Genomic DNA, 4,679 nt, shown 5'->3' on the forward strand with positions numbered 1-4,679 from the left:
CCATGACTTCGACACAGACCCCTAGCCCTTCAAGATCGCGTCGCTGATCCGGTGGAGCTCGGCGACCTGGTCCTTGGTGAGGCGGTCGAACAGGTGCCGGCGGACGCCCTCGACGTGCCCCGGCGCCGCCTCGACCAGCACGCGGTAGCCCTCCTCCGTGAGCACCGCGAGTTGGCCACGGCGGTCCGTGGGGCAGTCCTGGCGGCGCACCCAGCCGGACTCCTCCAGCCGGGCGACCGCGTGCGAGAGGCGGCTGCGCGACGAGCCGCAGGCGTCGGCCAGCTCGCTCATCCGCATCATGTGCTCGGGTGCCTCGGAGAGCCGCACGAGGATCTCGTAGTAGGCGTGCGGCATGCCGGCCTCGTGCTGCAGCTCGCGGTCGAGGGCGTCCATCAGGGCCCGGGTGGCACCGAGGAACGCACGCCAGGCGGCTTGCTCCTGGTCGTCCAGCCATCGCGTCATGACCACCATCATACGCGCATAGTTGAACTCTCAACTATGGAGCGCTACCGTTGGACACATGGGCATCCACCGACTCAACCACGCGGTCCTCTTCGTCAGTGACCTCGCCCGCAGCGTCGCCTTCTACCAGGACGTGCTCGGCTTCAGCCGGGTCCCGATGACGCCCGAGGGCTTCGCCGGCGCGGCGTTCATGCAGGCGCCCGACTCGACCAACGACCACGACCTCGGCCTGTTCGAGGTCGCCGGCGCGGGGCCGTCGCCGGCCGGGCGCGCCACCGTCGGCCTCTACCACCTCGCCTGGGAGGTCGACACGCTCGACGAGCTGTCCGCGACCGCCGAGCGGCTCTCCGCCGCGGGCGCGCTGGCCGGCGCTTCCGACCACGGCAGCACCAAGTCGTTGTACGGCAAGGACCCCGACGGGCTCGAGTTCGAGATCGTCTGGCTCGTGCCGGCCGACAAGCTCGACGAGGGCACGCTCGCCGCCCGCCGCCGGATCGGCCGGCTCGATCTCGACGCCGAGAAGGCCCGCTACGGCGGCCGAACGCGAGGCGGTGTCGGCATCTCCGTTCCCGCGTGACGCCTTTTCCGCCAAAATGGAGGAATGGGCGGGCCGATCGACGATGTCGTACGCGAGATCCTCGTGCGGCAGCTCGACGCGTGGGGGCCGGCCGCCCTGCACAGGTCCAAGCGGGCGACGTTCGCACAGGCCTACGGCGGCGCGCCCGACGGGCTGCCCGAGGCGGCGCTGCGGGTGTTCGACGAGTTCACCGACCTGCTGCGCGGCCGCCGGCTGACCGCCCCGGTGGTCGCGCCCAGCCCTGACCGGGCCGCGCTGGACGCCGTCTACCAGGAGCTCGACCGTCCATCCGGATTGGACATCCACGCCGTCGAGGGCGGCGTCGACACCCTGCCGGCGGTGCTCACGGCGGCCTCGGCCGCGGGCGCGCCGCTGCTGGCCTTCCTCGACACCGCCGGCGGCCCGCAGCCGGCCGCCGGCACGCTCGCCGCCGTCGCCCGCGGCAAGCCCGGCGAGCTGCTGCTCGTGCTGGCCGCGGGGGCCCGGGACCACCGGGCCGCCCTGGCCGCCGCGGGGTTCCCGCTGGTCGCCGACGTCGAGCTGGTGGCCCGCGACGGGACCGCCCGGCTGGTCGCGTTCGCGACCGGCGCGGGCAAGAGCCTCGACGCGTTCAAGGACGCGATGTGGGCGGTCGACGAGTACGCCGGCGTCCGCTACCGCGACCCGCAGGACCCGGAGGGGCACCTGCTCGACATCTCCGAGCGCCCGCACCCGGGCCCGTTGCGCCGCGAGCTGCTGGCCCACCTGGCCGAGGTCGGCCGGGCCACGGTGACCGACCTGCGCCGGTTCACCGTCACCGACACGGTCTACCGCGCGGCCGACGCCAACCGCGTGCTCACCTCGCTGCTCACCGCCGGCCAGCTCACCCGCGACCCACCCACCGGCCGCCTCGGCGGCGACGTGGTGATCTCGACCTAGAAGAACGTCGCCAGCTCGGCGGCGAGGGCCTCGGGCTGTTCCTCCGCGATGTAGTGGCCGGTGTCCTCGATGGTGACGTAGCGGGCGTCGGCCGGGAACAGGTCCGCCAGCTCCGCCTTCAGGAACGGGAGCGTCGCACCGTTGCCGAGGACCAGCACGGGCATGGTCAGCGGCGGGTAGGTCGCGTTGTCGGCCACGTCCTGGTGGTACGCGCCGTAGGCGGCGAAGGCCGCGGTCACCGCCTCCGGTGAGTCGTACGCGTTGGCGTAGATCTCCCGGTCCTGCTCGGTGATCTTGTCGGGGTGGACCGCGAAGTGGTCGGCCGCCCAGTCGATCACCGCCCGGAACCGCCCCGCCAGCAGTTTCGCCGGCAGGCCGTCGATCCGGCTCAGCGGATACCACCACGTGTTGCCGGCACCCGGCGGCGGGAAGGCGCTGATGGTGGCGTGGGACCGACCGAACGGCCCGGCGTCCCACAGCGCCAGCTTCGCGGTGGCCTCCGGGTGGTTCGCGGCGAACGTGTAGGCGACCATCCCGCCCATATCCCCGCCGGCGATGTTCACCTTGTCGTAGCCCAGCCCGCGGACCAGCTCGTACACGTCCTTCGCCATGGTCTTCTTGTCGTAGCCGTCGGCGGGCTTGTCCGAGCCGCCCTGGCCGCGATAGTCCACGGCGATGACGCGGTAGTGCTTCACCAGCTCCGACATGATCCCGTGGAGGCTGTGCGTGGTGCGGGGGAAGCCGTCGAGCAGGACGAGCGGCTCGCCCTCACCGCCGACCTCGTAGTGCAGCCGCACCCCGTTCGCCACGGCGTACCCCTGTTCGAAGCCGCCGATCTGCTGGTCCGACGGGCCGTTGTAGGCGTTCATGTGCGTGATCAGGCCGTCGTCGTCGAAGTCCATGACGTCCAGCGACCGCACCTGGACCGGTGTGCCGTCGATGACCGTCCGGAGGGTGAAGGCCATCGCGGCCGAGGATCCGTGCGACGTGCGGATGGGCGTGTCCAGGGTGAACGTGGAGCCGGCGGGCACCTGCGCGAACATCCGGGGCAGGCGCTCGTGGGCGTCGGCGACGCCGGTGCCCACGGGGTCCTCCAGCGTGCTTCCGGTCGCGAACAGGGCCAGCGCGGCGTCGAGGTCGAGGTTGTTGAGGGCGTCGAGGTAGCTGTGCAGCGCGGAGCGCATGTGGTCTTCCGTGGGCATGCTCGCGTTCTCCTTCAATATGGGAGTGGAACTCTCGTTTCACCGTAGCCCAAAGTCGGAGTGCTGCTACCATTTCAGCCATGAGTGCCGTCACACAGCGCAAGGACCTGGTGCGCAACCGGCAGCGGCTGATCGAGGCCGCCGCGGAGGTCTTCCTGGACCGCGGCCCGGACGTCAAGCTCGACGAGGTCGCGCGGCGCGCCGGCCTGGCGGCGAGCAGCCTCTACCGGCACTTCCCGACCAAGGACGACCTCGTCGAGGCGGTGCTCACCGAGCTGATGCGGCCGGCTCTCGAGGCTGCCGAGCGTGCGGCGCTGATCCCGGACCCGGGCGAGGCTTTCCGCACGATGTTCACGGAGAGCTGCACCATGCCCGAGGCCGAGGGAGAGGCGTTCAACAAGCTGGCGTACGCGAGTGGCCGCACCCTTGAGCACGCCCTGCGCCTGCTCACGGAGGTCGTGGAGCCCACGACGAGCCGCCTGCGCGCCGCGGGTGGCCTCCGTGCGGGCCTTACCGTCGACGACGTTGCGATGTTCCTCCGCATGACGAAGGCGACCGACACCCCCGAGCAGCGCCGGATGGCGTCGGACGTCCTGCTCGCAGGGATGCTCGCGCCGGATCGTCTAGCTGCCGGTGCGGCGGGAGCGCACCCGTGAGGTCGCCTGGTTGACGAGCAGCGAGGCGCCGGTGGCCAGCACGACGATGTTGAACACCATCTGGAAGATGACCAGGATCCGGGCGCCCTGGCCGGCGGCGTGGATGTCGCCGAAGCCGACCGTGAACAACGTGCTCAGTGCGAAATAGAGGGCGTCGGTCCGGGTCTCCAGGCCCTCGAACTGGCTCGCGTTCGTGATCGCCAGCACGTAGTCGGCGAGCGCGAACGCGACCGCGCCCGCGACCAGCGCCACCGCGAGCCCGTCCAGCGGCAGTTGGTCGGACCGCATCCTGCGCCGGATCTGCCAGACCACCAGCGTGATCGCGCCGGCGAGGAACACGCAGGCGCCGAGGCTGCGCAGCACCAGACGCCAGCCGCTGACACCGGGCTCGACCGGTATCACGTAGTAGAGGACCACCAGGAGCACGACCGCGGCGAGGGTGCGTAGGAACGCCGCTTTGGTCACATCGGACAATTTACCTAGCGCTGGACGCGCGCGTGGCGCCCTCCGACGACCGGAGGGCGCCACGAACGGGGGAGGTCAGCTCTTGTCCTGCTTCCAGGACAGCGGTCCCGGCAGGTCGACGCGGTGCGCGCGTGCCCGGGAGTTCCACGACCAGCGACCGATCTTGATGCTCCAGGAGCTGAAACCGTTCTCCGTGAAGTTCAGGATGATCGGGCCGATCTTCTTCCGCTTACGGAACATCAGACCCATGGTCAGGCACCTCTCGTCTCGGCCCACGGCGTCTCTGGCGCCGGGGTCGGGCGAGAATGTTCCCGGAACGTCTTCTCGCGAAACCGTCCCCAGGGTCTGTGTCGAAGTCCTGACCGGGCTGCGGCGGACCCAGGCGCCGGCTGGAACCAC

At 71.0% G+C, this 4,679-nt stretch carries 7 protein-coding genes; 3 read left to right on the forward strand and 4 right to left on the reverse strand.

What is annotated here, in order from left to right; translation table 11 throughout:
• Positions 1 to 21 precede the first annotated feature (21 nt).
• Complete coding sequence (locus Air01nite_RS40525) at positions 22 to 471, reverse strand: MarR family winged helix-turn-helix transcriptional regulator (protein ID WP_203708820.1); 450 nt, start codon at positions 469 to 471, stop codon at positions 22 to 24.
• A gap of 49 nt (positions 472 to 520) precedes the next feature.
• On the opposite strand from Air01nite_RS40525, the gene Air01nite_RS40530 reads away from it, so the two are divergent.
• Both Air01nite_RS40530 and Air01nite_RS40535 read left to right on the forward strand, forming a co-directional pair.
• Positions 521 to 1,039, forward strand: coding sequence for a VOC family protein (locus Air01nite_RS40530; RefSeq protein ID WP_203708812.1), 519 nt, complete (start codon positions 521 to 523; stop codon positions 1,037 to 1,039).
• A gap of 24 nt (positions 1,040 to 1,063) precedes the next feature.
• Complete coding sequence (locus Air01nite_RS40535; RefSeq protein WP_239091303.1) at positions 1,064 to 1,957, forward strand: hypothetical protein; 894 nt, start codon at positions 1,064 to 1,066, stop codon at positions 1,955 to 1,957.
• Here the strand turns inward: Air01nite_RS40535 and Air01nite_RS40540 are convergent.
• Positions 1,954 to 3,159, reverse strand: coding sequence for an alpha/beta fold hydrolase (locus Air01nite_RS40540; protein ID WP_203708814.1), 1,206 nt, complete (start codon positions 3,157 to 3,159; stop codon positions 1,954 to 1,956). The two genes, Air01nite_RS40535 and Air01nite_RS40540, sit on opposite strands and share 4 nt — an antisense overlap.
• Before the next feature lie 80 nt (positions 3,160 to 3,239).
• Between Air01nite_RS40540 and Air01nite_RS40545 the strand changes: the two genes are divergently transcribed.
• A complete protein-coding gene (locus tag Air01nite_RS40545; RefSeq protein ID WP_203708816.1) occupies positions 3,240 to 3,815 on the forward strand; it encodes a TetR/AcrR family transcriptional regulator in 576 nt (191 codons plus the stop codon).
• Here the strand turns inward: Air01nite_RS40545 and Air01nite_RS40550 are convergent.
• Entirely contained in the window at positions 3,783 to 4,280 is a 498-nt protein-coding gene (locus Air01nite_RS40550) for a potassium channel family protein (RefSeq protein WP_239091304.1), read from the reverse strand. The genes Air01nite_RS40545 and Air01nite_RS40550 overlap by 33 nt on opposite strands.
• Before the next feature lie 75 nt (positions 4,281 to 4,355).
• Positions 4,356 to 4,529: a DUF4236 domain-containing protein gene (locus Air01nite_RS40555; RefSeq protein ID WP_089248056.1), complete on the reverse strand. Its 174-nt coding sequence runs from the start codon at positions 4,527 to 4,529 to the stop codon at positions 4,356 to 4,358.
• Between the last annotated feature and the right edge of the window lie 150 nt (positions 4,530 to 4,679).

Source organism: Asanoa iriomotensis (assembly GCF_016862515.1).
In the GTDB taxonomy this organism is placed as follows: Bacteria; Actinomycetota; Actinomycetes; order Mycobacteriales; family Micromonosporaceae; genus Asanoa; species Asanoa iriomotensis.

What these genes read in the sequence shown, in the direction of transcription:
- Air01nite_RS40530 (WP_203708812.1), top strand. Translation starts at nt 521, where the DNA reads ATGGGCATCCACCGACTCAACCACGCGGTCCTCTTCGTCAGTGACCTC.
- Air01nite_RS40540 (WP_203708814.1), bottom strand. Translation starts at nt 3,159, where the DNA reads ATGCCCACGGAAGACCACATGCGCTCCGCGCTGCACAGCTACCTCGAC.
- Air01nite_RS40525 (WP_203708820.1), bottom strand. Translation starts at nt 471, where the DNA reads ATGGTGGTCATGACGCGATGGCTGGACGACCAGGAGCAAGCCGCCTGG.
- Air01nite_RS40555 (WP_089248056.1), bottom strand. Translation starts at nt 4,529, where the DNA reads ATGGGTCTGATGTTCCGTAAGCGGAAGAAGATCGGCCCGATCATCCTG.
- Air01nite_RS40545 (WP_203708816.1), top strand. Translation starts at nt 3,240, where the DNA reads ATGAGTGCCGTCACACAGCGCAAGGACCTGGTGCGCAACCGGCAGCGG.
- Air01nite_RS40535 (WP_239091303.1), top strand. Translation starts at nt 1,064, where the DNA reads ATGGGCGGGCCGATCGACGATGTCGTACGCGAGATCCTCGTGCGGCAG.